At 38.8% G+C, this 24,724-nt stretch carries 24 protein-coding genes and 1 pseudogene; 12 read left to right on the forward strand and 13 right to left on the reverse strand.

What is annotated here, in order from left to right:
• Window positions 1-30: 30 nt before the first annotated feature.
• Genes FY049_RS05325 through FY049_RS05335 form a run of 3 tightly spaced genes read right to left on the reverse strand, consistent with a single transcriptional unit; the run spans window position 31 to window position 2,948 of the window.
• Window positions 31-1,485 carry an NAD(P)(+) transhydrogenase (Re/Si-specific) subunit beta gene (locus tag FY049_RS05325; RefSeq protein ID WP_004819021.1) on the reverse strand — a complete coding sequence of 485 codons (1,455 nt, stop codon included), beginning with the start codon at window positions 1,483-1,485 and terminating at the stop codon, window positions 31-33.
• A gap of 3 nt (window positions 1,486-1,488) precedes the next feature.
• Window positions 1,489-1,809 carry a proton-translocating transhydrogenase family protein gene (locus tag FY049_RS05330; RefSeq protein ID WP_004723166.1) on the reverse strand — a complete coding sequence of 107 codons (321 nt, stop codon included), beginning with the start codon at window positions 1,807-1,809 and terminating at the stop codon, window positions 1,489-1,491.
• A gap of 11 nt (window positions 1,810-1,820) precedes the next feature.
• Window positions 1,821-2,948: a Re/Si-specific NAD(P)(+) transhydrogenase subunit alpha gene (locus FY049_RS05335; RefSeq protein ID WP_004723168.1), complete on the reverse strand. Its 1,128-nt coding sequence runs from the start codon at window positions 2,946-2,948 to the stop codon at window positions 1,821-1,823.
• 930 nt (window positions 2,949-3,878) lie between these two features.
• On the opposite strand from FY049_RS05335, the gene FY049_RS05340 reads away from it, so the two are divergent.
• The 7 genes from FY049_RS05340 to FY049_RS05370 all read left to right on the forward strand — a co-directional run bounded on the left by FY049_RS05340 (window position 3,879) and on the right by FY049_RS05370 (window position 10,644).
• Window positions 3,879-4,805, forward strand: a complete 927-nt coding sequence (locus FY049_RS05340) for a DMT family transporter (RefSeq protein WP_224964744.1) — start codon at window positions 3,879-3,881, stop codon at window positions 4,803-4,805.
• 24 nt (window positions 4,806-4,829) lie between these two features.
• Window positions 4,830-5,702 (forward strand): S66 peptidase family protein, encoded by an 873-nt coding sequence (locus tag FY049_RS05345; RefSeq protein ID WP_224964743.1) that lies wholly within the window; start codon window positions 4,830-4,832, stop codon window positions 5,700-5,702.
• A 371-nt stretch (window positions 5,703-6,073) separates the two neighbouring features.
• Complete coding sequence (locus FY049_RS05350) at window positions 6,074-6,505, forward strand: RidA family protein (protein WP_004723174.1); 432 nt, start codon at window positions 6,074-6,076, stop codon at window positions 6,503-6,505.
• A 22-nt stretch (window positions 6,506-6,527) separates the two neighbouring features.
• Complete coding sequence (locus tag FY049_RS05355; RefSeq protein ID WP_004723176.1) at window positions 6,528-7,718, forward strand: MFS transporter; 1,191 nt, start codon at window positions 6,528-6,530, stop codon at window positions 7,716-7,718.
• A 501-nt stretch (window positions 7,719-8,219) separates the two neighbouring features.
• Window positions 8,220-8,636 carry a lysozyme inhibitor LprI family protein gene (locus tag FY049_RS05360; protein ID WP_105713345.1) on the forward strand — a complete coding sequence of 139 codons (417 nt, stop codon included), beginning with the start codon at window positions 8,220-8,222 and terminating at the stop codon, window positions 8,634-8,636.
• Window positions 8,637-8,776: 140 nt separating this feature from the next.
• Window positions 8,777-9,124, forward strand: a complete 348-nt coding sequence (locus FY049_RS05365; protein ID WP_252715973.1) for a hypothetical protein — start codon at window positions 8,777-8,779, stop codon at window positions 9,122-9,124.
• Between the two features lie 257 nt (window positions 9,125-9,381).
• A complete protein-coding gene (locus tag FY049_RS05370; protein ID WP_446083303.1) occupies window positions 9,382-10,644 on the forward strand; it encodes a mechanosensitive ion channel family protein in 1,263 nt (420 codons plus the stop codon).
• Between the two features lie 166 nt (window positions 10,645-10,810).
• Here FY049_RS05370 and FY049_RS05375 read toward each other — a convergent pair whose 3' ends face one another.
• Window positions 10,811-11,494, reverse strand: coding sequence for a Crp/Fnr family transcriptional regulator (locus FY049_RS05375; protein WP_446083304.1), 684 nt, complete (start codon window positions 11,492-11,494; stop codon window positions 10,811-10,813).
• Between the two features lie 477 nt (window positions 11,495-11,971).
• Here FY049_RS05375 and FY049_RS05380 point away from each other — a divergent pair, with 477 nt between their 5' ends.
• Window positions 11,972-12,544, forward strand: a complete 573-nt coding sequence (locus FY049_RS05380) for an HD domain-containing protein (RefSeq protein WP_446083305.1) — start codon at window positions 11,972-11,974, stop codon at window positions 12,542-12,544.
• Between the two features lie 166 nt (window positions 12,545-12,710).
• Here the strand turns inward: FY049_RS05380 and FY049_RS05385 are convergent, their stop codons facing one another.
• The 8 genes from FY049_RS05385 to FY049_RS05420 all read right to left on the reverse strand — a co-directional run bounded on the left by FY049_RS05385 (window position 12,711) and on the right by FY049_RS05420 (window position 20,637).
• Entirely contained in the window at window positions 12,711-14,027 is a 1,317-nt protein-coding gene (locus FY049_RS05385; RefSeq protein ID WP_446083306.1) for a carbohydrate porin, read from the reverse strand.
• A 91-nt stretch (window positions 14,028-14,118) separates the two neighbouring features.
• On the reverse strand, window positions 14,119-15,348 hold the full coding sequence (fucP, locus tag FY049_RS05390) for an L-fucose:H+ symporter permease (protein WP_004818999.1): 1,230 nt from the start codon (window positions 15,346-15,348) through the stop codon (window positions 14,119-14,121).
• A 25-nt stretch (window positions 15,349-15,373) separates the two neighbouring features.
• Entirely contained in the window at window positions 15,374-15,709 is a 336-nt protein-coding gene (locus tag FY049_RS05395; protein ID WP_056515008.1) for an L-rhamnose mutarotase, read from the reverse strand.
• Between the two features lie 29 nt (window positions 15,710-15,738).
• Window positions 15,739-16,521 (reverse strand): SDR family oxidoreductase, encoded by a 783-nt coding sequence (locus FY049_RS05400; RefSeq protein ID WP_004818994.1) that lies wholly within the window; start codon window positions 16,519-16,521, stop codon window positions 15,739-15,741.
• Window positions 16,522-16,556: 35 nt separating this feature from the next.
• Window positions 16,557-17,381 carry an amidohydrolase family protein gene (locus FY049_RS05405; RefSeq protein ID WP_224964736.1) on the reverse strand — a complete coding sequence of 275 codons (825 nt, stop codon included), beginning with the start codon at window positions 17,379-17,381 and terminating at the stop codon, window positions 16,557-16,559.
• A gap of 243 nt (window positions 17,382-17,624) precedes the next feature.
• Window positions 17,625-18,902, reverse strand: coding sequence for an L-fuconate dehydratase (locus tag FY049_RS05410; RefSeq protein WP_056515014.1), 1,278 nt, complete (start codon window positions 18,900-18,902; stop codon window positions 17,625-17,627).
• A 113-nt stretch (window positions 18,903-19,015) separates the two neighbouring features.
• Window positions 19,016-19,858, reverse strand: a complete 843-nt coding sequence (locus FY049_RS05415; RefSeq protein WP_446083307.1) for a fumarylacetoacetate hydrolase family protein — start codon at window positions 19,856-19,858, stop codon at window positions 19,016-19,018.
• 26 nt (window positions 19,859-19,884) lie between these two features.
• Window positions 19,885-20,637, reverse strand: coding sequence for an SDR family oxidoreductase (locus tag FY049_RS05420; protein ID WP_056515021.1), 753 nt, complete (start codon window positions 20,635-20,637; stop codon window positions 19,885-19,887).
• Between the two features lie 128 nt (window positions 20,638-20,765).
• Between FY049_RS05420 and FY049_RS05425 the strand changes: the two genes are divergently transcribed.
• Window positions 20,766-21,488 (forward strand): FadR/GntR family transcriptional regulator, encoded by a 723-nt coding sequence (locus FY049_RS05425; RefSeq protein WP_056515023.1) that lies wholly within the window; start codon window positions 20,766-20,768, stop codon window positions 21,486-21,488.
• A 175-nt stretch (window positions 21,489-21,663) separates the two neighbouring features.
• Here FY049_RS05425 and FY049_RS05430 read toward each other — a convergent pair whose 3' ends face one another.
• Window positions 21,664-22,533, reverse strand: coding sequence for a LysR family transcriptional regulator (locus FY049_RS05430; RefSeq protein WP_224964734.1), 870 nt, complete (start codon window positions 22,531-22,533; stop codon window positions 21,664-21,666).
• A 174-nt stretch (window positions 22,534-22,707) separates the two neighbouring features.
• On the opposite strand from FY049_RS05430, the gene FY049_RS05435 reads away from it, so the two are divergent.
• The 3 genes and pseudogenes from FY049_RS05435 to FY049_RS05445 all read left to right on the forward strand — a co-directional run.
• Entirely contained in the window at window positions 22,708-23,418 is a 711-nt protein-coding gene (locus tag FY049_RS05435; protein WP_056515030.1) for an AzlC family ABC transporter permease, read from the forward strand.
• Window positions 23,415-23,729, forward strand: coding sequence for an AzlD family protein (locus FY049_RS05440; protein ID WP_004723188.1), 315 nt, complete (start codon window positions 23,415-23,417; stop codon window positions 23,727-23,729). Before FY049_RS05435 ends, FY049_RS05440 begins: the two co-directional genes overlap by 4 nt.
• 575 nt (window positions 23,730-24,304) lie before the next feature.
• A pseudogene (locus tag FY049_RS05445) lies at window positions 24,305-24,607 on the forward strand (transposase domain-containing protein); the annotation flags it as partial.
• Between the last annotated feature and the right edge of the window lie 117 nt (window positions 24,608-24,724).

Here is a 24,724-nt window from a genome sequence, read left to right on the forward strand (position 1 = left end):
GGGTTGGGGTGGATTTAATCCGATAGCGGCTTAGTGCCCACCACCATTGATTGCTTTTGTCATCTCTTCAACAACTTTCTTAGCATCACCAAAGATCATCATGGTTTTGTCATTGTAGAATAAGTCATTGTCTAGACCTGCATAACCTGTTGCCATAGAGCGCTTGATCACCATAATGGTACGTGCTTTATGTGCTTCAAGAATCGGCATACCATAAATTGGTGAAGTTGGATCATCTTTAGCCGCAGGGTTAACAACGTCATTCGCACCAATTACCAGTACAACATCAGTCGCAGGGAAATCAGAGTTGATCTCATCCATTTCCAAGATGTCTTCATATGCAACATCAGCTTCCGCCAACAATACATTCATATGACCAGGCATACGACCCGCAACTGGATGGATTGCAAAACGAACCGTTACACCTTGCTCTTTCAAGATTTCACACAATTCTTTCACTGCATTTTGTGCACGGCCTTGCGCCATACCATAACCCGGTACAATCACAACACTGTCAGCATTTGACATCAAGAAGCCCGCATCATCCGCAGAACCAGAACGGTAATTACGTTGAACTTGCTCACCTTTATCAACCGATGCTACAGCCGTACCACCCATCGCACCACCAAACAATACATTGATGATTGAACGGTTCATTGCTTTACACATGATGTAAGACAGAATCGCACCTGATGAACCCACCAGTGAACCCGCAACAATCAGCATGTTGTTTTCAAGTGTGAAACCAATACCTGCCGCAGCCCAACCAGAGAATGAGTTCAGTAGCGAAACTACCACTGGCATATCACCGCCACCAACTGGTGCAATCCAAACCCAACCAAATGCCAATGCCAGTGCAGTCATTGCCCAGAATGCTTGCATGTTACCTGTGGTAAAGAAGTACACACCACACGCCAGCATAGCCAGGAAAATGATCGCTTGAACAGGTTTAACCCAAGCACCTGAAATGGTTTTTGCCCATTTCTTTGCAGCTAACTTACCATAAGCAAATACAGAAGCAGTAAAGGTAATCGCACCTACGAAACAACCTACGAATAATTCAAATAAATGAACTTTACTCATATGCGCATGCTGTACACCAGCAGCCGTTAAAGCAGATTCGTTTTGCGCAAACAAAGCAGTCAGTTGGTTATTATGTAAAATTGCAGCAATCGCAATCAGTACCGCAGCCAAACCTACAAGTGAGTGCATCAATGCTACTGTTTCTGGCATTTGTGTCATTGGAACTGTACGTGCACGCGCAATACCGACAATTGCACCCAACACCATTGCACCACCAATCATCCATACAACAGGATGATCTGCAACAAAGAATGTGGTGATTACCGCAATCGCCATGGCAATCATACCGTAACGGTTACCAGCAATCGCAGTTTTAGGACCTGAAAGACCACGTAACGTTAAGATAAAAAGGACAGCACCGACAAGGTAGAACCAATCTGCATATTCTCGAATGATTTCCATAGATTAGCCCTCTTTTTTCTTTTGTTTTGGCTTAAACATTTCAAGCATACGTGCAGTCACTGCGAAGCCACCAAAAATGTTAATACTTGCCAAGAACACTGCAATTGCACCAAGTACACTAACAACATTCACGGACTGGAATTGTACACTTGCGTCTACAACACCAGGAATTCCAACAGTTTGTATCATCGCACCCACAACGATAATTGAGGACAATGCATTGGTTACTGCCATTAACGGCGTATGCAATGCAGGTGTGACACCCCAAACCACGTAGTAACCAACAAAGATGGCTAAGACGAAAATAGTAATAGTTTCAACCATGATGACTCTCCTTAACCACGCTTCAGCAGTACTTGACCGCCATGAGTTACTAGAAGTGCTTTTTGAATTTCGTCTTGTTGATTGATGGCAAAGTTTTTCTCTTGATCAAACAAAGTTTCTACGAAATTGAAAACATTACGTGCATACAGTGCCGAAGCTTCTGTCGATACTGTAGAAGGAATATTTGGAATACCTAAAATCGTCACGCCATTGTCAGTGACAACATTTTCACCATTCTTAGAACCTTCAACGTTGCCGCCTGATTCAACTGCCATATCTAGGATGATTGAACCTGGTTTCATTTTGGCAACAGTTTCAGCTTTGATTAAGCGAGGTGCATCACGACCTGGCAACAACGCAGTAGTAATCACGATGTCTGCATTTGACACTGCTTTATCTACGATGATGGCTTGGTCTTGAATATATTGCTCGCCTGGCATCCAGCCATAACCATTTTTAGCGGCATCGGCAGCTTTTTGTTTTTCTTCATCAGACATCGGTACATCTAACCACTTACCACCAAGCGATTCGACTTGGTCACGTGCAGTTGGACGTAAATCTGTTGCTTCAACAACTGCGCCTAAGCGTTTTGCAGTTGCAATGGCTTGAAGACCTGCGACACCCACACCCATAATCACGATACGAGCGGGTTTCACAGTACCTGCAGCAGTCATCAGCATTGGGAACATACGTTGATATTCCGCAGCGGCCAATAACACCGACTTATAACCTGCAAGGTTGGCTTGAGAAGACAATACATCCATATTTTGCGCACGAGAAAGTGTTCGTGGCAAAAGCTCTAACGCAAATGCAGACACTTGTTGTGACGCAAATTGGTCAAGTTCAGTATTACGGTATGGGTCAAACATAGCTACCACAGCTGTTCCTGCGGCAAGCTTTTGAATTTCCTCACCTTGTGGTGCACGGACTTTCAAAATAATTTGACTACCTGTATAGGCATCATCTGTAATTTTAGCGCCGACTTGTTCATAAGCACTGTCAATATAAGCCGCTTTTTTACCAGCGCCTCGTTCAATGACAATACTATGACCAGCACTAATCAACTTTTTTACTGTCTCTGGCGTAGCGGCTACGCGGTTTTCACCGACGACAGATTCTTTTGGGATTCCAATCTGCATGAGCGTTCCTCAAGCTAATTTTTCTTCAAGTAAACATCGTAAATAACCCGATGTTTCCCCCAGATGCGTTGTTATGAATTTTTGGATTCTAATTGAACTTTTTTAAAATACCACCCAATATTTATTTAATAAATACCCATATTTTGAACTGATGATTCATAAATATAATTGTGCGACATACCCTATATTCAATTTATTGTATTTTTCTCGTATTATCCTGCTCAGTTTTTTTGACATATCCTGTCTCCAATTTTTAAAAATGATGTTTTTTTAAGCTTATTTGGATATTTTAAGCTGCTTACCCTACCCTACTGATTGGCATTTACAGCAGTATGATTCACTTTTAAGCATTCCAGCTTGCTGTTTAAATAGTCCATAAAACAATAGATTTAGCACAAAAACTAACATCCCTATTGACCTTTCTGACAAATTACATGGTTTTTTTATCAGCTTATATTGGCCTTTTCTATCATTTTTTCCGTCAAAAATGTAAGTCGGTTTTTATTACATTTTTTAATTTCATTAATAAAAAAAAGTACTTGGAATAACCATTAGAATTACCCTAGAACTGAGTCTAAAGCAATTACAAAAATTTTTAGTTTTTTTTTATTTGCCATTTTGTCAGTTAATAATACTCGAACAGCTTGAACCAGCCATTACGATGTTGCACCTTTTTTGTGCAAAAAATAGCATATTGAATTTGAGCAGTTTATAAACAAGGATTTCAAGGTTGATTTTTATACAATTTTTATTTCAATCTATTTAAATGCTACTTAAATCCACACAAAAAGAAGTAAGCAAGTGTGTTTTATATTCCTTTTATTGCGCCAATTCATTCTTTTTTTGTATTTCCACTGATTGAAAACAACATTTATACTGCTTGTTCAAATTTACATGTCGTATAGCGACATCGTCAATGCAGTCAAATTCATGAAACTTTCTTTATCCAGTACCCAACTCGGTTCGATTTTCGCACTTGGTGCGGCTTTCTTATTTAGTACCAAAGCTATTTTTATTAAACAGGCTTACGCATTATCGCCATTGGTTGACAGCACCGTACTTATGACATTGCGAATGGCAAGTGCCCTGCCTTTTTTCCTTTTACTGTGTTGGTTCAATCGCCATCATAATAAAAATATGACAGGAAAAGACTGGGCCTTATTGGTTGCTGCAGGTTTGATGGGCTATTACCTTTCAAGTTGGCTCGACTTCGCTGGTCTGATGTATATCAGTGCTTCGTTAGAACGTATTATTTTATTTCTCTATCCAACACTGACAGTAATTGCCACAAGCTTTATTTATAAGCAAAAACTCAACTTTAGAACCATACTAGCGATTGCATTAAGCTATGGTGGTACAGTGATTGTGATGCTACAAGAGCAAAGCACAGTACCGCATGAAGGAAATTTCTGGCTAGGCGTGAGTTTAGTCTTTGCCAGTGCGGTCTGTTTTGCGACGTACTTACTCATGACCCCACGTTTAATTCAAAAATTTGGTTCATGGAATTACACTGGTTTGGCATTAAGCATTGCATGTTTTGGTACGCTAACCCATTTTATCATTGCAACACCCCAGCCGATTCAACTGCTTACTCAACTTCCGACACAAGTCATTTGGTATGGTATCGCCTTAGGCTTATTGGTGACGGTTTTACCGACGATTTTGGTCGCGCAAAGTATTTCTCGTTTAGGTGCTGCACAAGCAGCTATGATTGGTTCGATTGGCCCGATCCTAACCATTATTTTGGCTGTGGCTTTGCTCGGTGAGCATATGAATGCGATACAATGGTTTGGTTGTTTACTGAATATCATCGGTGTCATGATGATTACTTTGTCTAAAAAGAAACTTGCACACTAAATTGTGCAGAAACTTGGAAGGAATATGCATTTTAAAATTGTATCGCCGAGTGCCTGTGTAGATGTTGAAAATATCCAGTTGGCACAGTCGCATTTGGAACAGTTAGGTCATACAGTCAGTTTGGGTGAACATGTATTTTCACAACATCGCTATTTGGCAGGTACAGTTGAACAACGTATTCAAGATTTAAAACAGGCATGTTTAGATCCAAACATTGATGCAATTTGGTGTGGCCGTGGTGGTACTGGCGCTGCAATGTTATTGCCATTTTTAGATGAGTGGATTTTAAATAAACCCATTATTGGTTATTCAGATACCACCGTGTTATTAAACTATATCGCGATGCATCATGGACAATCTTTACATGCGCCTGTATTTCAGGAAATTGCCGTTAAAAATTTAGACAATAGCCCCCTGTCATATGATGCTTTAAAAACCATCAGCCTGTTATCCGCGGATATAAACCAACATGGTCATTATCCCTTATCCAGCGCAAATGGTTTTGCTCAAGATCAGCACATTGAAGATGTTAAAATCTTAGGCGGAAATCTTACTGTACTGTGTACTTTACAAGGCACACCGTCTGCCTTAAAACTGAATCAGCCGAGTGTTTTACTGATTGAAGATGTAGGCGAACCGTATTATCGAATTGAACGTTCATTGACTCAGCTCCTACAAAGTATTGATACTTCAAACTTAAAGGCTTTGGTCTTGGGTGATTTTTATCAATGCCCACAAAAAAATGTCCCGCAAAGTATTGTTGAGATTGTGAAAGAACATCTCGATCCACTGCACATCCCTCTTTACCAATGTGACTGGTTTGGTCATGGTGAAGTCAACCGTCCATTTTGGTTAGGGAAAACGGGCAAAATTGTAGATTCACAACTCATTATTTAACGATTAGGTTATTTAATGACTGGGTTATTTTAGTACAGCGCTATTTCAGCTCATTGAATATAAAAAATAGCCAATAACTTGCTTAAGAGAGGCCTCTACGAAATCCTAGTCAGTGCTTACTGGGATTTCCTAAGAGTATCAAAACAAAGATAACCAACCTATATACTTTTAATCCTGAGCAATACTTCACTTGCATCGTGCTTCTTCTGATCACTTTTCTATATAACGGTTTCCTTGTTTAGCAGCCCCTTGATTATTCATTCATAAATACGATCAGTTACTTCGGTTTTTTCTTGGCATTTTCACTTGACCTTAAGTTAACTTAAGCTTTGATACTGACGGAAATTTCCAGTCAATCAAAAGAGTCATCCATGAATTCCAGATCAGAATCCGCGCAGATCAAATCGTTCCAAATGATTAACCCAAATACACTTTATAATCCAACAGCATTTGCGTATAGTCATGTGGCTGAAGTACGCCATTATTTGCGTATTTTGCATATATCTGGACAAGGTGGTGAAAACCAACAAGGACAATTATCCCAAGATTTTGCACAACAAGTTCATCAAGCTTTTGTCAATCTGCAACATGCCCTACAAGCGGCTGATGCATCATTATTGGATATTGCTGTTTTAAGAGTGCTTGTGGTCGATCACAGTACTAAAAAACATCAGTTTTTAATTCAGGAAATGCAACAACTTTGGAAAGATCAACCTTTCCCTGCGTGTACACTGATTCCTGTCCCGTGTCTTGCTTTACAAGGAATGCTCATTGAAATTGAAGCAACTGCCTATTGTATGTAACTCCAAGAACTAGGATATTTTTATGAATGCTCAACTCGATATTAGCCAAAATAAAGCATTACTTTGGCTGATGGCGATTGCCTGCGGTTTATGCGCAGGAGCAAACTATTATAGTCAGCCGCTGATTCACTCGATTCAACTCTATTTCAACATGCCAGAATCACAAGTGGCACTTACAGTGACTTTTGCCCAAGTGTCTTATGCGCTTGGTCTTTTATTCATTGTGCCCATGGGTGATATTGTCAATAAAATCAAATTTATTCCTTGGTTAATGTTTTGTGCCGCGATTGGTTTATTGATGTGTGCTTTTGCTGTCAATTTACCCATGCTTTGGGTTGGCACAATTATTACAGGTCTATTTTCAGTTGCGGCTCAGGTTTTAATCCCTCTTGCAACGATGGCAGTTAAACCTGAAAAAACAGGTGAAGTTGTTGGCTTTTTAATGAGTGGGCTTTTAGTCGGGTTATTGCTTTCCACCAGCCTTGCCGGTTTGTTATCTAACCTGTTTAACTGGAAACTGATTTACTTTGTCAGTGCGGTATTGATGTTAATACTTGCTTATTTATTGAAAAAACGTCTGCCGCATGTACCTGTATTTAAAATGAGTTATGGCAAAATTTTCTACTCGATGGGTGTGTTGTTAAAAGAAGAACGTCGTTTAGTCTATCGTGCAATAATTGGTGGCTTTGCATTTGCAGCCATGAGTATTTTATTTTCAACGATTGCTGTTTTACTGACTTCTGAACCGTTTAAATTACCTGATGTTTTGGTTGGTGTTGCAACGATCATTGGAGTATTTGGTGCTTTAGCCACTGCAAAAATTGGTAAAATTGCAGACCGTGGACATACCAGTATCCTGACATGGATTGGGGTAGCGTTGATGATCGTCAGTTGGGCGCTGCTTTATTTCGGTGGAAAGTACCTCACCAGTTATATTTTAGGGTATGGCCTGATTAGCTTTGGACTCGCTGTGGTTCATACCAGCAATCAAAATATCATTTTCCGTTTACGCCCAGATGCGAAATCTCGGATTAACTCTATCTATATGACAGCCTATTTCACAGGTGGTGCATGTGGTTCTGCTTTAGGGGTTTATGCATGGCATCATGGAGGTTGGACCATGACTTGTCTTGTCGGTGTATGTTTGGTTATGGGTTCTGCACTATTTTCTCTGCTAGATCGTCTATATCTCAATAGAGCACAGACCATTTAAAGCATTCTAAAATCAAAATCCTTCAAAATTTGAGGGATTTTGATTTTTCAAGAGACTGATTATTTTAATAAAAATACGGATACCCAAATCATTCTATTTGAATAATATTCACTGTAACTATTGTGTGAAAAAACCGGTCATAATATATTCACATCAATAGTCTGCGATAAAATTCCAAAAAAATGCGATGTACACAATTTCAATTTAAATGAATATGCGGGTTACTATCTTAAATCTATATGAATAAACAGTTGAGGAGCAGTAATTATACGGAAGATAAATCTCAGAGCTTTAAAGAAATTCGTACAGGACAATCTATGTTTTTGGAAAAAACATTCAAATATCCATGATTATTCAAGTTTAAAATTGATACACTTTGGTCAAAATGATATCCCTGTTTGTCTTTGCTAAAGCGTGATTGACGATACTCAAGCAAGGTTTTACTCAGCTCACACAACAGCCAACATTCATCCTGATAGATCAATCAAGAGTTTATCCCTTATGAAAAAAATACGATTAGCATGCTTACCGATTAGTTTTTTATGTAGTTTTTCAAGCTTGGTCTTCGCTGCACCAATAGGAAATGAAAACTTATTAAGCCAAGCTTTTATAAACTGTGACAACAGTGCCCAAGGTATTATTGAACAGGCAACTTGTCTAAAAGATGAGGCTGAACGTCAAGATGTACGATTGAATAGTACCTATAAAAAATTACAATCACATTTGAATGCTACCCAGAAAACAAAACTGGTTGCATCACAACGCATTTGGCTACAATCACGTCAAAGTGATGCTGAACTTGAAACAACGCTGTATGGTCAATCACAGCCAGACAACTTGCAAACTGAACTTAATGATATACAGCGTATCGCAGGCCGTACTGCACAATTGCAACGCTACCTGAATTTACTTCAATAATGCGAATCAAAGCATAAAGATATTCAAGAACACATACCGAGATCAAGATAAAACTAAAGGTCAAATATATGAAAAAATTTAAAACTACTACATTGTTGTTCATCTCTCTTCTTCCTTTTGCAGCTTTTGCCGATGATGAAATGCCTCGTCCCCTTCCAGATGATTCTTATATTCATGCCAAATTAAGCAGCAGTTATGGCCAATGTATCAAGCAAAGTGGTGCAGTAACATTTGAAATGCAAAGCTGTATGGACCAAGAATATGCTCAACATAAGAACCGCGTTCAACAGGCCTTTGCCAAAATCATCAGTCGTCCAGACAGTGTGAAAAAAGACCGGCAGATGGATGAGATTGCAGCATGGTGGGAAAACACCGACAAGTATTGTAATTGGGATCCGAAAACCGAAGGGCAAGGACAAATGTTAGATGCACAGTCTTGCCGTCTGAACCGTATTGCTAATCTTGCGGATAAAATCAGCCACTATTGAGTCTTAAAAATTAAAACTTAGCATCCCATCGTATTCAATAAAGTACTATTGATTGGCATATTGTGATCCGTGAAACTGGGCTTATCTATCCCCGACGGTTGCATGCTTATCTTCACATACTCACTTGGACTTTCTGAGAGTCTGTCAATCTTGTTGAGTAAGTAATTGATGCCCGAATGTAGCTAAAAAGTATTTTTATAAATTATTGTCATTCACAATCAATACAATAGCGTATCTGCTATTTTGAGGTTGTACTTTTGGATAAATTTGCCTTCTTAAAGAATATTCAGGAATGGTCTGATCAGTATCCATGGCTAGAGATGCTAACATCATTATCCATTCTAATTTTTTTCGCCTTTGTCGCAAATTATATTGCAAAACAAGTCGTTGTTCGTGGGATACGTAAACTTATTTCAAAAATGAAGTTTGCACACAGTGAAATTTTTTCCCAGCATAGTGTTATCCGCAGAGTGGCGAATATTGTTCCTGCCATTGTTATTTTAAATGGTATTACCACAGTTCCACATTTGTCCTTAAAAGCGGTTGGCCTGATACAAATGGCTGCACAGGCGTTTATCTTCCTGACTATTGCACTGGCCATCAGCGAACTTTTAAATGTCTTTAATCTGCTTTATCAACGTAATCCAAAATCACTGAATAAGCCCATCAAAGGCTATCTTCAACTGATCAAACTGATTTTGTTTATCGTTTGTGGTCTGCTGATCTTGGGTACCTTCTTAAAGAAAGATGTTTTTACCCTGCTTGCTGGTTTTGGTGCGATGGCAGCAGTATTGTTACTGGTTTTTCAAAATACGATTCTGTCCTTGGTGGCATCGGTGCAAATCTCTTCCTACGATATGGTTCGTATCGGTGACTGGATTGAAATGCCAACATTAAATGCAGATGGTGATGTTATTGATATGTCCTTACATACCATTACCGTACAGAATTTTGATAAAACCTTTACCACAATTCCCACCAATAAGTTGGTCACTGACACCTTTAAAAACTGGCGTGGGATGAAATTGTTGGGGGCGAGACGCATCAAGCGCTCAATCTTTATTGATCAAACCAGCATTCATTTTATTACCCATGAAGAACAACAGAAATTAAAAGCTTTCCTGTTACTGGATCAATATCTGGATAATAAACAATCTGAATTGGACAGCTTTAATCAACAATTTGAAGATCAGTCAGTCTATAACCAGCGCCGCCTAACCAATATTGGAACATTTCGGGCTTATGTCGAGTTCTACTTAAAACAACACGCTGGTATTGCTAAAAACCAATCCCTAATTATCCGTCAGTTACAACCAACGAGTGAGGGATTACCGCTGGAAATCTATGCATTTGCCAATACAACGGTATGGAATGATTATGAGGCAATCCAGTCTGATATATTTGACCATCTGATGGCAATTATTCCTGAATTTGGACTAAAGATTTATCAGGCTCCTTCTAGTTCAGATTTACGCTCATTGTCAAAACATGCTGAAAGCAGCTCTGAACTTCTGTCCTGAGTTGTTCATTTACATTAAAAAGCCCATGCGTTAACCATGGGCTTGCTTGCAATAAAAGAAGAAGGTTTGTAGCGCCCTCTATAATCAATTCAAAGCATAAACTGACTACTGTAATCCTTACCAAATATCTTGAACATAATTCTATTTTTATTTCACCGCTGTCAAATTATAAAAAGTCTATCGGTTCTATTTCAGCGAGATAGTCATTATCCAAAACTTTTAACGTTTTATTTTTAAACTGAATGATGTTTAAGTCTGATAAATCTTTTAAAATCCGATTTAGCTGTCTGGTCGAAATTCCTAACATAGCAGCAATAGAATCACGTTTTTCCAAGTGAATCATACTCCCCTCCATTTCCGCCCTAATTGCTAAATATTTACGTACTTTTATAAATGCTGGAAGCGTTGCATTTGTTAGCAGTTGAGTTGAAGCATATAATTTTTGACTGAGATGAGAGCAGATAAAACGTAGAAAAGCTGGATCGTTAAACGCATATTGCTCAATTTTGCTTAAGGATATCTCGAGAATATCCGCTTTTGAAATCGCAGTCACTGTACTTACTGTACCTATATCACTATCTAAAAAAAGCTCTAAATCACCAATCACGGAAAAAGCCCTTTCAATAGAGAATACGGCACAACTCCCATCTTTTTGGTAATGTTCTACTTGTAATTTTCCATTCACAAGTAAATAGAGGCTACTTAGCGAGCTTCCTTGTGCAAGCAGAAACTCATCTGCTTCTATTTGTTTTAATAAGAAATTTTCTAACAATATTGGACAAAAATAACGCGATAAAGAAAACTTATCGATATAATTCTGTATTAATTCATCATTACTACTAGTCCTCATCTTTTACGACTCTTCATTCAAAACTATCTATATTTACAAAGTCTTTATCAATATTTGAAACCTATACTAGGCCTAGATAATAGGTAATAAACAGTGACATAGACCCAAGTTATCTTCTTGAGATAAGGTATTTTACGATCAATATAAAAAAAGGTCATCTGTCCTTTTTTTAATTTATCTTGAAGCATAAGCTGTAGACCACTCCAATAGCCAAGGTTGTGTCACGATGTGCCCCTTACTGATCCATATACAATGCTTCGGATAATGAATTTACAATGCAGCGATCAACGCATATGCCTGAATTGAAGATGTTAGCAAAAAGTCATCTGGACATTATGTTATTGATTGCTTCTATTTAATACATAAGCCTGTAGCTGCTCTCGTAGTAACCAAAATCAAAACAGATTACTTTAAAAAGCATTTATTAAGCTTATTAAAAGTAAAAATCTATAATTTTGATAGGAATAAGAAACCGAAATGAATACTGACATTATTAAAGGTCGTCTACTCTTTTTGAAAGAGGCTGAAAACCTGAAAAATATAATGCGTTCCTCTCATACCTCTAAAGGCAGAATTGAAAGTACAGCCGAGCATACCTGGAGGCTTGCCCTGTTAGCTCTTGTATTTGAAGATGAATTAAAATATCTAGACTTTTCAAGGGTTTTAAAGATGTGTCTTGTTCATGATTTAGGCGAGACAATCAATGGTGATGTTCCAGCGACTGAAAAGAAAAACCATCCAGATAAAGACGTTCAAGAACGTAACGATCTATTATTACTTACTCAATCCTTAGATACTCCCCTAAGAAACACCATACTTGGATTATGGGAAGAATATGAAGCTGGTCTAACGCAAGAAGCTGTTGCAGTAAAGGCTTTGGATAAGCTAGAAACAATTTTACAGCATAATCAAGGAATTAATCCTGATGACTTTGATTATGAGTTTAATCTTAGCTATGGTGAAAAATATACAGATAAACATCCATTATTTAAAAGTATCCGTGCCCTCATGGATACAGAAACAATGCAAAAAATTAATAACAGTAAATAGAGATAAAAAGCCCATGCTCTAACCATGGGCTTGCTTGCTATAAAAAACTATATCATTTATAAATTCACACCTTTAATAGCGACAGATTTTATTGTGTCAGATAATTGACAAATTAAAACTGAGTCTAGAAGTCAACTCAGTTTTAATATTTAAGCGTATTCAATATTTAGAAATTCATATTAAATTTCACCCCACCGACCCATGCATCACCATAGGCTTTATTGGCACCAATATTTTTTACATATTGAATATTTGGGCGTACTGTCAACCAACGAGTCGCTTTTAAGCCATAATAAATTTCTGTATCCAATTCATCATCAAACTTTTCATTCTCGACTTTGCCATTAAATTTGATCGCATCGGTATTTACCCCAATCCGTGCTAATCCGATTCCAATTTCATCGCTTGGGCGAGCATCAAATAATCCCTTGTAGACCAGTGCAATATTTTGCGCATCGCTATATGCACTGGTTTTATCATCATAAAAAGTGGCTTGTCCCATCAGGGTCAAACCACGAGATTCATCACCATGATGGCGAGTCAATTGTTGCTTTGCTGAAAGCCATGCAGCCCATTTATGATGATCAGCATCAAATTTTTGGGAGATTCCCGGAGCAGAATAATCCACCTGAACATTCTGCGTATCCACCGTACTTGCAAAATATCCAAGTCGGTACTCTCCTGGTAAACTCAAATTGTTACTGGTTTTTTTTGGTTGCCAGACAATTTCCAATGGAATCACTGCACCATCTGAGCCATCTGTACTTAAGTTAAAACCATCACTGGCAGTAGTCGCATTGGCGTTGACCGTATTACGTTCATAAATTCCCATTTGAACGGCCAATTCTGGGTGAATATTGTATTTAACTCTTCCTGCCCATTGGCTGACAGGACCGTTATACCATTGATCTCCAGCCCAATTGGCAACCTGTCCACCACATAAAGCAAGGTTTTGAAATTCACAATCAAAACCTGCAAAGTCTTCACCAATACCAAAACGCCCTAGTTTTGCATCCAATCGCTGATCTACAAATTTCTTCTTAATCCATAAGTCTGTTAAACGCCAAGTTTGTCCTCGACCATAGACTTCTTGCGTTTGGTTAAATTGAGGTGCCATGACATCCGCTTCAGTATTCAGGGCTTTTCCACCACGATGGGTAATGACAATTTTTGCTTCTGTATCACGCCAACCCAATATCTTATTTAAATCAAAGTTTGCACCAAAAGCCCACTGATCAGCATAAGCATTGCCCTTACCATCACGATCTGCATTGATGACACCTGCAAACTCACCTGTATAACCGATATTAAAGTCATAGCCTTGGTCCTTTAACTCAGTTCTTTTACCATTCCAATCTCCAAACATCCATGGGCTATCTACACGAAAAGCATCTGCTGCCATGGCAGAGCTCATCGTTAAACCACTTGATAAAGCAAGGATTGCGAAGTGTACTTTTCTACGGCTTCCATTTTGAATTTTCATTGTATTGTCCTTAATCCTATAATTTTCGCCTTTTATTATTAAATGGCGGTGTTATCACGCTTATCGCACTCACTGCGATAAAATCGGGATATTAATTGATCTGTGCCAATGCGATTTTTTGATAGCTCTTCGCATAGAAAAATACGATCACAAAGCAGATCAATGGCAATAGATAGGAAATATGAGTTCCATAATGATCAGCCAATTTCCCCATGAAAAAAGGCATGATTGCACCGCCTACAATCGCCATGATCATAAATGAGCTACCAATTTTTGTTTTAGATCCTAGATTCTTTACTCCCATCGCAAAAATGGTTGGGAACATAATCGACATAAAGAAGAAAATACCAATCGCTGCGATCACTGAAATATACTCAGCGCCAGATAAAATCACGATACACAGCACACTGTTAATCACAGCATAAATCAGCAACAAATGGTTGGCAGATATTTTTGACATGATGCCTGTACTGACAAACCGCCCAATCAGAAAAGCCAGCATGGCAATAGATAAGAAATATGCGCCTTGTTGGCTGGAACTCTGTGGCCAAGTTTCTACCACCAAGTTAATGAAAAATGCACCTACCCCCACCTGCGCGGCGACATAGAAAAACAGGGTGATGACGCCAAATTTAAATTCTGCGTGTGACCACATCGATGCATTGTTATTTTGAAGATTGGCTGCATCCAGTTTCGCCTCATTTTCACGCAGATCAGGAAGTTTTGCTTTAGCAAAAAATACAATCAAAACAATGACAATTGCAGCAATACCGACATAGGTATAGGTCACAGCATCAAAACTTGCAGCACTGTCACCCTCTACCGAGTTAAAGAAAAACAAACCGCCAATCAGTGGACCAAAGAATTGCCCTAGACCATTAAAAGACTGAGATAAATTGAGCCGCTGTTCAGCAGTTGACGGATGTCCCAATGCAGATGAGTAAGGATTTGCAGCTGTTTCTAAACAACCTAATCCCAAGGCAAGTACAAATAATGCAAATAAGAAAAAACTAAATGTCATCATATTTGCGGCAGGGACAAAGAGCAGTGCCCCGATTGCATAAAGGGAAAGACCGAGAATAATCCCAGCTTTGTAGCCTTTTTTTTCGATAAATAAACCCGCAGGTAATGCAATCACAAAATAGGCACCAAAATACGCAGCCTGAATCAGCCCCGATTGTGCTTTAGAAATGTGCAAAGCTTCCTGAAAATGTTTATTTAAAACATCGACCAAACCATACGACAATCCCCACATAAAGAAGAGTGTCGTGACCAATATCAACCCCATCCTAAATTGGGGCTCTGTAATTTTTGCCTTCATGGCTGAATTCCTTATATCATTCGGATTATTGTTTTAGATCAAATATTTTTTCCATTTCGATCCATTTTTCACCACGTTTTGCACTAGGCAGTACTTGCTGGTACTGCGACATCAAACTTTCCCACTCAAGATTTTTCGGTTCTGAAACTGCAACACTTTGTGCTAGGTCAGGGTCATAATCGTCAGTGGTTTCCATAATCATAAAAAGACGATTTTCGACTTGCCAAATCTGCATATCCAGCACACCACGATTGTGAATATTGGTGATGATTTCGGGCCATACTTTTTGATGATACTGTTGATATTGTTGAATCTTTTCAGCATCATCCACTAGGTCTAAAGCCAAACAATAGCGTTTCATTTTTCGCTCCACTTTGCGGCATTTCACTCTTAGTCTTGATCTAAGGCACGATCTAAATGGGTATAACCACCATCGACATATAAAAGCTGTCCAGTGGTATGCGAAGAACGATCAGACAGTAAAAATACCGTGGTATCTGCAATTTCATTGGTCGTCGTCATACGATGACCAAACGGAATATTTTGGGTAATTTGTGCTAACTTTTGGGTTGGGTTATCAAAGCTATCTACCCAGCGTTGATAAAGTGGTGTCATGACTTCAGCAGGTAAAACCGCATTGACTCTGACACCATCATCTTTAAATTGCGCTGCCCACTCGCGTGTTAAAGCCAATCGGCCACCATTTGCAGCAGCATATCCACTGGTATGTCCCTGCCCTGTGACTGCGACTTTAGAACCAATATTGACAATGCTGCCTTTGCTTTGTTTGAGATGCGGTATGCAAAAGTGAGCCATTGTAAAATAATGAATCAGGTTTTTATCTAAAGACTGTCTAAACGCATCAATACTGTCTTCAAGTCCAACATTGTCATTTATTCCTGCATTGTTGACTAAACCATCCAGACGTCCATATAGGTCAATGACATTCTGAACTTTTTCTTGGCAGGCTTTTTCATCAGTCAAGTCCAGTTGATGAAAGGAGTAGTTGGCTGCTGTTCCCTGTAAAGATATTTCAAATTCGGAACTCAGGTCTGAACGACCAAAAATAGCAACCGTTGCACCTTCTTGTGCGAGCAATAATGAAATTGCGCCACCAATTCCTGCACCACCACCCGTAACGATAAAGACTTTATTTTTGAGGTGTAAATCCATCTTTCCTATCTCCTATCTTTAAAATCTTTTAAATTTCATAGCTTATATAAGCGTTTAGGTGTATCTATTTCGACTTGTTGACGTTCTGAGGCACTCCAGTTGCATGTCCATTCATCCCAAAATGCCAATAATGTTTCATAACGATGGGTCGCAAAAGACACAGGCCAATCAGAACCCCAAAGCAAGCGTTCAGGACCAAAAAGTTCTAAAGCAATATCGAGGTGGGCTTGAAAATCCTGTGCTTTGCAGTGTGCGCCCGCCTCTGTCACCAAACCTGAAATTTTGCAATTTACATGCGCTAAAGCGGCTAATTCTTTCATGCTCTTTTTCCACACAGTAAAACCTTCACTGGAATACATCTGAGGTTTTGCTAAATGATCTATTACCAACTCGTATTGATCATGCCGTTGGGAAAATTTTACGGCTGCATCCAAATCTTTCTGGTGGATCAAAACGCCATAAAGCAACTCAGCTTGTTGGATTTTTTCTACGCCCAGATTAAATTGAGGGTTGTTCAACATATAGGCTGTAGGATCAGGCTCATCTTGAAGCATGTGACGAAAGCCTTTTATCCGCTTATTTTGTTTGAATTTTTCCAACTGCATTTCAGCGTCTTTTTTAAAATCAAACCATGCCACAATGCCTTTGATAATCGAATGTTGCTCTGCCAGTCCATTCAAATATTCATTTTCTTGCCAAGAAGGTCGTGCCTGAACAGCAATTAAACCCTCTATTCTGGCAGGTAATTGTGCCAACAAATCTTCAGGCGACATATCTTGTGCAATGACACTTAAATCACCCGTCATCCACGGGAATTCAACTGGATTGTATTTCCAAAAATGAATATGACTATCAATCACTTATATACTCCTTGTGGCTTTATGCACTTTCACTCTTTCCAGATTGGATGAGCTTTAAAATCACCCTTAAAACTCATCCACGATAAAACCACAAATCAGTTAGATTTACTTTGTGAATCATGCCCTGTAATACTAGAATCTGTTGATATTTCAACCATGTATTGCATATCAGACTGATCCAACAGTACTTACACACCACTTCCCTTTGGCATGCATGAGCTTGACCATCAATAACTCAGTCAATCAACCCTTAAATCGATATTTCTCTATGGATGCCTGTTTCATTTCAATTGAAAAACCCGCGAGTGTTGGAGGCATATAAGCTGCATTTTGAATCACACAAGGATCGATAAAGTGCTCATGTAAATGGTCAACGTATTCTGTGACACGACCTTCTTTAGAAGTGGAGAACCATAAATAATCAATCATAGAAAGATGCTGAACATATTCACATAAGCCTACGCCACCTGCATGCGGACAAACTTTAAGCTGATATTTTGCGGCCATCAGTAATACAGCTAATACCTCGTTAATTCCTCCCATTCGACAAGCATCAATCTGAACAATATCAATTGCTTCACGCATAATAAATTGTTTAAACATGATGCGATTCTGGCACATTTCACCTGTAGCCACTTGAATCGGCTGAATCGCAAATCGAATAGCACGATGCGCTTCGACATCATCAGGTGATGTGGGTTCTTCAATAAACCATGGGTTTGAAAATGCCAACTGTTTAACCCAGTCGATGGCTTGTTCACGTTCCCAAATCTGATTGGCGTCAATCATTAAATGACGGTCAGCACCAATAATGTCACGCGCAATCTTGACACGGCGCTTATCTTCTTCAATATCGCGCCCCACTTTTAATTTGATATAATTAAAGCCTTCATCAACAGCTTCCTGACAAAGTCGTGCAAGTTTTTCATCGCTATAACCTAACCAACCGGCTGAAGTTGTATAACAAGGATAGCCTTCTACACGCAGGATTTTCTCACGTTGTGCTTTACCGATCTCATTAGATTTCAATAAATCCAAAGCTTCATCAGGCGTAATACAGTCGGTTAAATAACGAAAATCAATACAGTTCACTAATTGTTCAGGAGTCATATCTGCAACCAGTTTCCAAACCGGTTTAGCTTCACTTTTCGCCCATAAATCCCAAATTGCATTGACCACTGCACCTGTCGCTAAATGCATTGCGCCTTTGTCTGGACCAATCCAGCGCAATTGACTATCCGAAGTTAAATGTCGCCACATCAAAGCAGGATTTTTCTTAATCTCATCGATATCTAGACCAACAACAAGATGACGCATCGCCTCAATTGCTGCACAGCAAATTTCATTACCACGACCAATGGTAAATGTCAGACCATGTCCTGTCAGCGCTGGATGATCCGTTTTTAAGATGACATAAGCAGCTGAATAATCTGGATCTGGATTCATTGCATCTGAACCATCCAACTGCTGTGAAGTAGGGAAACGAATATCCAATACTTCTAAATCCGTTATTTTTAACATTCCTATTCCTTTTTAAATTCTGAGCTTTTTTAAAGACAAGTCTTCCTAAGACATCGAATTTGAATGTCTCTTTTGTATTAGTTAAAAATTAAATCTATTGAGATAAATCTGGCTTATTCAGCATCAACAACTTTCTGTTGTTGTTCGCCTAATCCCTCAATACCTAACCGCATCACTTGCCCTGCTTTTAAATACACAGGTGGTTTTTGCCCAAGTCCTACACCTGGCGGTGTGCCTGTAGAAATTACATCACCTGCCTGTAGACTCATAAACTGACTTAAATAGCTCACAATGGTTGGTACATCAAAAATCATGGTATTGGTATTGCCATCCTGATAACGATGACCATCGACCTCTAACCAAATTTTCAAATTATGTGGATTTTCAATTTCATCTTTGGTGACTAACCATGGACCGGTTGGACCAAAAGTATCGCAGCCTTTTCCTTTATCCCAAGTTCCTGTGCCTTCAAGCTGAAATGTGCGTTCAGAAACATCGTTAATCACGCAATAACCTGCAACATAGTCCATTGCCTGTTCTCTACTAATGTAACGACCATCTTTACCAATGACGACACCCAATTCAACTTCCCAGTCTGTCTTGAATGAATTCTTTGGAATTTCCACATTATCATTTGGTCCAACCACTGCACTGGTCCATTTATTGAAAACCACTGGTTCAGCGGGAACTTCTGCACCTGTTTCTGCGGCATGGTCAGAATAATTCAAACCAATGCAGATAAATTTACCGATATTACCCACACATGCACCAAGGCGCACACCCTCAGCAACCAAAGGCAGACTCGATAAATCCAGATTTCGAATTTGATCTAACTCGACGGCAAGCACCTGACCATTGATGTCTTGAATCACTGAGGACAAATCCCGAATTTGTCCCTGTGGGTCTAAGACCCCTGGCTTTTCTTGTCCTTTTACACCATATCTTAATAATTTCATTGTTCTATCCTAGATCTGCTTGAAAATTAATTTGACCAACCACCATCGATCATATTGATGGTTCCAGTTGTAAATGAGGATTCATCACTTGCAAGATAGAGTGCGAGTGCTGCTATTTCTTCTGCTTTACCGACTCGTCCCATAGGTTGGCGAGCAACGAATTGGGCATAGACTTCATCAATGGTTTTGTTTTGTTCTTTCGCTTGAGCTTCAATACGATCATGCAGTGAAGGAGAATCCACAGTTCCCGGACAAATCGCATTGCAACGGATCCCTTGACCGATAAAATCCGCTGCTATGGATTTGGTCATACCAATAACTGCCGCTTTAGTGACACTGTATGAAAAGCGGTTCGGCACACCTTTGATACTTGATGCCGCTGAAGACATATTGATGATTGAGCCGTTGGCACTTTTCAACATTGCTGGTAAAAAAGCCTGAACCATGTGGTACATCGAATCTACATTCATCGTAAAAGCACGCTGCCACTGTGTTTCATCACATTCTAAGATTGAACCTGCAGGAACCCAGCCAGCACAATTGAACAACACATCGACCTTCTGATATTTTTTAGAAAATTCAATAATTTGCTGATGATTTGTAATATCCAAATATTCCACTTGAATATTTTCTGAATAGCTTTTGAGTTGTTCAAGCAGCTCCAAATTAATGTCTGTTGCGATTACTTTTGCACCTTGTTCTGCAAAGCTTAATGCAGTGGCTCTACCAATTCCCTGAGCTGCTGCGGTAATCACACACGTTTTATTTATCAATCTCATTCCTTCGTCCCTGCTTTTTACTTTATACTATGGTAAATGCTAAATTGACTAGACCAATTAATTGGTCTAGTCAATTTAATTGATCAAAAGTGTTTTGGCAAGACCAATTTTTGTAAAAGTTGAAATTTATGACTCAAACTCGTCTCTATCAAAATATCTTTAATAAGATTCAAGATGATATAAAGAATGGAATTTATCAGTTAGGTTCAAAGTTACCGCCTGAGCGCGATCTTGCCCAGCAGTTAGGTGTGAGTCGTACTTCTGTACGTGAGGCAATAATCGCGCTTGAAGTCAATGGGGTTGTCGAAGTTAAACTTGGCAGTGGCGTGTATGTCATTAAAGATCAGCAAGATGATCACTCAGAACAAACAGGTTTTAATACCAATATTCATCCTTTGTTAATTCCTCATTTAAAAGAGGATTCCGCGGTTACGCCATTTGAAGTTTTAGAAGCACGTTTGCAAATTGAACCGTATCTCGCTGAACTTGCCGCAAAACATCGTACAGATGAACAATTAGAAGAGATTAAAGAAGCGTTTTTTATGAATGTCCGAGATAATCTGGAACATTCCAGTGAGCATATTGGAGATCGTTTATTTCATATTCGCATTGCCGAAGCCAGCCAAAACAGTGCTTTTTCTTTTTTTCTGAAATACTTGCTCGGGAAACAATATACCGAGCTGTTCAGTCGTATGCGTAGTTTATACACCCCTGAAGATATGCCTTTAAGATCTCAGCATGAACATCAGGAAATTATGGCAGCGATCCAAAGCCAAGATGGCGCTGCGGCATATAAAGCCATGCAGAAGCATTTGCAGAATGTCATTAATATCTTTTCAAGAAAAGTATAGATTTGGGTTATTTAGGATGAGCAACTTTTGATTTTAAAATAAAGCACATTTAATTCGCTTTGTGCTTTTCTAACTTTTTCAGATTTAGTTTATGTTTAAATAAAAAGCACAACTCATCTCATCCTAAGACATCATATTGATACATAAGAAGATGAGGTACCGAATAAAAATCTTTTTAATAGGTAATGGATTGCCTTAATGTCTTAATTAAAAGCTCATATAAATGATCGACCGCTTTTGAATTAAGCGAGGCTCTACTTCTATATACAGATGCTTCCATGGGTGCTAATGGGCCTAGTCCATGCTCCGCTCCCAAAATTTCTAAATGCGGAGGCGCGCTACATTGTGTAAAAACTGCGACGGCCAAACCACTTTCAACTGCTGCAATTTGCCCGATTAAACTAGAACTATTATAAACTACACGATAGCGACGACCTTGCAATGCAAGCGAATTGATCGCACTTTTTTTGGCTAAACTGGTACTTTCATAAACAGCAATAGGTATCGGATCTTCACGCCATAATTCAAATTGGGGAGAACCTACCCACACCATTGGCTCATGAAACAATAAAGTGCCTTGACGGGGGTTATCCCTTGAAATCAATGCTAAATCAATCTCGCCATTTTCTATACGTGGGATCAATGAAGTCGATTGTTCACAAATAAATTCTATTTCAACGCCGCTATAACGTGGTGCAAAACGCTTAAGCACTGGCGTTAAATATTTAGCAGCATAATCATCGGGTACGCCAAGTCTAATCCGACCGGTTAACTCTTCTCCATTAAAAGCCATTTGTGTTTCATGATGTAGATCAAGTATCCGTCTTGCATAACCTAAAAGAAGTTGCCCTTCAGAAGTAAGTTGAATTTGTCTATGCGTTCGAATTAAAAGTTGGCATTTTAAAGCGCCTTCCAATTTTTTTAACTGCATACTGACAGCGGACTGTGAACGGTATAGCTCAGGTGCTGCATTTGAAAGAGAACCTGTATCAACAACTGCGACAAAACATTTTAACCAATCAATCTGTAGATTTTGTAGATTCATGATCATCCCAAATTATTCGATTTACGAATAGTATATGCAAGAATTATGCGCTTTTCATTCTAACTTTCTAAGTCCATAATTTATTAAGAAAAGAAGGAAATTTCCCCCTAATTTTCATCAGCAATCATTAGGTATATAGCTCACTAGAAAATTTAAAAAGATAAGGAAATTATTTTGTCGAATGTTGACCCAGATATTTACAGTTTAAGTTATTCCCAAGTTTGGTCAGGCTTTAAAAGCCTTCTTCCAATTTCATCTTTCGTGGTGATTTTTGGGGCTGCTTTCGGCTTAGCTGCAACGCAAACAGGACTAGACAATAGTTCTATTATGTTAATGAGTAGCTTTGTTTTTGCAGGAGCATCTCAATTTGCGACTTTAGAACTATGGGGCGCGCAAATATCACTGATTCCCTTAATAGTCACAGTTTTCTTTATCAATGCTCGGCACCTTTTAATGGGCGCATCTCTTTATCCTTGGTTACGCCACCTGCCTCCCATCAAACGATACAGTATCTTGCTGGTTATTTCTGATGCCAATTGGGCACTCTCACTACAAGCATTTAATCGTGGTGAATCAGGGATGGGCTTATTGTTTGGAGGAGGCATTGCGCTTTGGCTCGCGTGGGTTTTAGGCACAGGACTGGGGTTCTATTTTGGTAATGTTATTCATCATCCTGCATTGCTGGGATTAGATATGGTCATGGCTTGTTTTCTACTGGCGATGGTTGTTGGTGGACAAAAAAACCTCAGAATACTCATCATCTGGACAATCGCAGCCTGTAGCTCATTATTGGCTTATTGGTACTTACCAGAAAATAGTCATGTCGTTGTGGGTGCCTTATTTGGCGGAATTGTCGGAATTTTCTGGAAAGAGAAACAGCTATGAACCTAGAGATTAGCACCACTTATCCATTAATTATTATTTTTATTATGGCCATTGTGACATTAGCCACTCGCTGGGGTGGTGTTTTGATTATGTCTTATGTACCTATTAGCGATCGAGTGCAACGATTCATTAATGCAATGTCGGGATCTGTACTGGTTGCACTTTTGGCCCCTATTGCGGTTGAAGGTGATCATGGCGCTCGTTTAGCATTACTGACGACATTGATCGTTATGCTACTGCTTAAAAAACCACTGTTGGCGATTGCAGCAGGAATATTGGCAGCAGCCTTATTCCGTCAGTATTTTGTATGAAATGATAGGTAGCTCAAGAGATTTAGGGAATTTACAGCTCATGTTGTTGTGTACTCGTAGTGCTAAGTTTTAATCCAAGATGAGCAACACCGTATTTTGTTCAACCAACATGTTCTACCAATGCACTAATTTTATTTTTAAGCGTTTTCACCAAACTGATAACGCTTTAATGAAGCCCTATAAATCTCACTTTGTCACATTTAAAAATCACCATCAGAATCAAAATTTTAATTAGCGTTACAAATTCTATCTTTTGAGTATGGCTATTGATTTTAAAATAAAGCACGTATAATCCGCACTTGCTTTTTTTCTATCTTTTTCAGGTTGACTGTATGTCTGAGCTCCAATCTTTAACGCCTCGTATTTCGGTCGCTCCGATGATGGATTGGACACGTTAAATTTATTTAATAATATATATCAAAGACTTGAGTAATAAAATTATTTATCTGGTACAAAAAAGGTGTAATTAAAAGTTCAAACTAGAATTTTAAATTCTAGTTTGAACTTTAGTATCTAGAATAATTTCTAATTCAATTGCATTCTTCACATCTTGATATAAAGAAATATCTCAATACTGGACTACCTTAAGCCGTTATTTGGATGATAGTCATATGCCGAACTATAATAATTGGGTGGAGAACTAAATACGCCAGTAGGCACTAAGCAGAAAAAACTGGTTATTTACAGGTTTACTACGGAGTGGTCAACGAGCGACCAATATTTTTACATTAATTCTGTAAGTCAAACATAATGGACTAGATCCGTATGCTTATCTAAGTGATGTGCTGAAAAAATTACTAACTTACAAAATGAAAGATATCGCAGAATTGCTACCGTATAAATGGAAGCCTGCTTACGTTCTTGATTCAAAAACTTAGCCCCCACTTATTTTTAGATGGGGGACTAATTTAAGGTTTATAGGAGTGTTGTGTGAGGTGTGTTCACTAGATACTTATGTTACTATTAATAAATCATCCCAATAATAACACTTGCTA

The organism is Acinetobacter sp. 1125_18A (assembly GCF_052824985.1).